2 protein-coding genes, 1 tRNA gene and 1 pseudogene are annotated in these 3,374 nt (G+C 65.4%); all 4 read right to left on the bottom strand.

Going from position 1 to position 3,374, the window contains the following annotated elements; translation table 11 throughout:
• Positions 1 to 672 (bottom strand): annotated as a pseudogene (gene tcuB / locus APM_RS00020) (tricarballylate utilization protein TcuB); the annotation flags it as partial.
• Complete coding sequence (tcuA, locus tag APM_RS00015) at positions 659 to 2,065, bottom strand: FAD-dependent tricarballylate dehydrogenase TcuA (RefSeq protein WP_007421299.1); 1,407 nt, start codon at positions 2,063 to 2,065, stop codon at positions 659 to 661. The pseudogene tcuB and the gene tcuA, both read right to left, overlap by 14 nt.
• A gap of 180 nt (positions 2,066 to 2,245) precedes the next feature.
• On the bottom strand, positions 2,246 to 2,860 hold the full coding sequence (locus tag APM_RS22450; RefSeq protein WP_039887282.1) for a PEP-CTERM sorting domain-containing protein: 615 nt from the start codon (positions 2,858 to 2,860) through the stop codon (positions 2,246 to 2,248).
• A 312-nt stretch (positions 2,861 to 3,172) separates the two neighbouring features.
• Positions 3,173 to 3,248, bottom strand: a tRNA-Glu gene (locus APM_RS00005).
• Positions 3,249 to 3,374 lie beyond the last annotated feature (126 nt).

Below are 3,374 nucleotides of genomic sequence, written 5' to 3'. Positions count from 1 at the left end.
ATGGTGAAACAGCCGGCGGTGGTCGCGCGGGGCCTGCTGGGCATCCGGGCAACCGGCGCCGCCGCCATCGAGATAGCGGAGCCTCATCGCATCGTGCAGCGCGCCGGCCAGCGCGCGGGGGCCGATATGCGGCGCGGGGCCCGCGGCGCGCCAGAATTGGCGGATGCCGGCGGCGATCATCAGGGCCGCGCAGAGCGCCGCGAGGCCGAACACCGCGACCATCGCGCCATGCGACATCAGCCGGTAGAACGCGCCGGGTGCTGAGAGCGGGCCGCCGGCGCCCGAAAGTGCTGGCATGATGGCGGCGAGGAAGCCGGTGACGCAGAGCAGGATGACGGCGGCGTTCACGATGCCGCCGCGATCGAACGCGCCGCCGGCCAGGCGCGGCCAGGCATGCGCCGCGTAGGATTCCCGGCGCGCCGCGGCCATCGTCCGCGGCACGTTGACGGCGAATTCGTGCGGCGGCGCGAACTGGCAATCGTCGAGGCAGGCGCCGCAGCCGTGGCAGAGGCTGGCGAGATGCGCGAGCGTGCCGGGGCTGAACTCCCGGTGCCGCTCCATCGCCGGGAACACGGCGCAGAGCCCTTCGCAGTAACGGCACGAATTGCAGATGGTCATGATCCGCGCGGCCTCGGCCAAAGCGGGGGTGCCGCGAGTGTCAGTTCCGTCCATGGCGCGCCGCCTCCCGACCGGCGATTCGTCCGAACACGCTGCCGATGGTCATGCCGATTCCCGCCGCGTAGCCCCGGCCCAGCACGTTGCCGGCCATGATCTCGCCCGCGGCGAACATGTTCACCGCCGGCCTGCCGTCGTTCATGCGGATCCGCGCGTCGCGGCCGACCCTGACGCCGAGATAGGTGAAGGTGATGCCCGGACGCACCGGGTAGGCATAGAACGGTCGTTGCTCGATCCGCCGCGCCCAGTGCGATTTCGGCGGCGACAGCCCCTCGGTATGGCAGTCATCGAGCACGGTATGGTCGAAATGCCCCTCGCGCACCGCGTCGTTGAAGGCCGCGAGCGTGGCTTCGAAGCGCTGCGGATCGAGCTCGAGCCGGGTGGCGAGCGTATGCAGGTCGTCCGCCTGCACGGGCGGGTAAAGCGAGGGCATGAACAGGGGGAGCGAGCGGGAATCGAAGACGATATAGGCGATCTGCCCGGGCTGGGCGGCGACGAGGCGGCCCCAGATGGCGTATCGCCGGGGCCAGAAATCCTCGCCCTCGTCGTAGAAGCGCTCGGCGTTGGCGTTGAGCACCACGCCGAAGACGACGCAGTCGAGCCGGGTGATGATGCCGCCGTCGAAGCGCGGGGCGCGCGCGTCGATCGCGACGGCGTGGCATTGCGTCGGGTCGCCGACCGGCTCGGCGCCGGCATCGAGCAGCAGGCGCAGGATGTCCCCGCGATTGTAGGGCGTGCCGCGGATCAGGAAATTGTCGGCGGCGGCGCCCCAGGATTCCTTCAGCCAGTCGATATTGGCCTCGAACCCGCCGGCCGCTGCCACAAGGGTGCGGGCCTTCACCGGCACGACGGCGCCGCCATGCCGGACCAGGGCTTCGCGGAACACGCCGTCCTGAATGTCGAAGCCGATGACTTCCGCCTCGTAGATGACCCGCACACCGAGGCTTTCGGCGGTGCGGTAGAGCGATTTCAGCATGGCGCGGCCGCCGCCGAGGAAGAAGGAATTGGTGCGGCCCAGGCTGAGCGTGCCGCCGAGCGAAGGCTGGAACCTGACGCCCTGGCGGGCGATCCAGGTCAGCATGTCCTTGGATTCGGCGATCATGAAGCGGGCGAGATCCTCATCGGTCTCGCCGCCGGTCACGCGGAGAAGGTCCTGCCAGAATTCCTCCTCGGTATAGGGGCCGGTGAGGAAATCCGTGGCGCTGTCGTGCGCGCAACGCATGTTCCGCGTGTGCCGCGTGTTCCCCCCGCGGTAGAATTCGGGGGCCGCTTCGAGCACCAGCACCGAGGCGCCTTCGCGCCGGGCACTGATCGCCGCGCACAGGGCGGCGTTGCCGCCGCCGATCACCAGCGTGTCGACCGTCGCGGGAAAGACCGTTTCAGACCTCATGCCCGTGCTGAGTAGAGGCCGGGCGGGGTCAAGTCAAGATTGTATACAACTGAATGCAATGTCGCCGGCGGGGTGCGGCCATGCGGCGGCGTTCGGCGGGAGCACCATCCGATCCGGGCGGATCGGATGATGCCCTATCGCACGGGCTGATCAGTCAGACGCCCACGGCGCGGGCTGCGCTCAGGCGCGGCGGCGGTTGCGGCGTGATATCAGGCACAGACCGAGCAGACCCGTGCCGAGAAGAACGAGAGAGCCCGGCTCGGGAACGGCGGTTGGGTCCTTCACGAAGGTGAATTTGGCGCTGACCGTGTGGGGGAAGTATTCATTTGCAAACAGGTTTATATCAAGCTCGCCGTCGTTGTTTGGTCCGAAGTTGAGCTTGAGAAGTGGATTCGTGAATTGAATTGAGTTGTTTTTGATACTATCGATATAAAAAAGTCCGAAAAAATACGTCTGTTTCTTGACGACCGCTGTCCCGCTGCCGTTTGCGCCAAACGAGGGAGGCGGTTGAGTGAAGTCGAATGCGACAGAAAAAGTCTGTTTCCCCGCTGCCTTTTGGTTTGCATACAACGTAAACAGGTTGTCAGTTACCGACTGTCCAACATTGAGTGGAGACAGGGTAAACGTTGGTGCGAGGTCGAAGACTGGGAAGAGTGGATCGCTGCTCACGCCGAGGCCACTGCTTGTGCTCACCGAATATGTCCCGCCGAAGGTGACAGGATCCGCGTGGGCGGTGGCAGCCCAGGCGCCACCGAAGACCATGGCGCCAACAATAATCTTGAAAATCCGCTTCATGGCTTTGCAACTTTCATTTCAATGCAAGACATTCAGGCTGTCGGAACCGCAGCAATTTTGATGCCAAAAAATATATCGGCGAAAATCAGGCTTTTATGAATTCGCCATCGCAAGGATGTAAAAATTCCTGACGGAGCCGGCGCCTCGGGCGGCGGTGCGGCGCGGAGACAGCGGGGTGGTCTTGCGCGAGCCGGGATGCGAGCGGCGGCGGCATGAAAGTGTCCGGCCTCGGCCATCGCCGCAAGAGGCGCGGATATCGGCCAGATATCCGGTATCTGCCGTTGGCGAAGCGGAAAAATTCGATGATTTGAGTGGTATCCCGTACCGGATTCGAACCGGTGTTGCCGCCGTGAAAGGGCGGTGTCCTAGGCCTCTAGACGAACGGGACCGAGTGCGCCGCTAGATAGTCGACTTCGCGCCGGGCATCAAGCGCCACGACGCGGTTTTCCGGTCGCGCCCTGGCGCGCCCGTGCGGCCTCGCGCCGGCCGGTGCGGCAGGCGTCGGAACAGAATT

The sequence above is a fragment of the Acidiphilium sp. PM genome (genome assembly GCF_000219295.1).
Lineage (GTDB): Bacteria > Pseudomonadota > Alphaproteobacteria > Acetobacterales > Acetobacteraceae > Acidiphilium > Acidiphilium multivorum.
The sequence above is the reverse complement of the archived record's forward strand: the minus strand, read 5'-3'. Positions and strand labels throughout refer to the sequence as shown.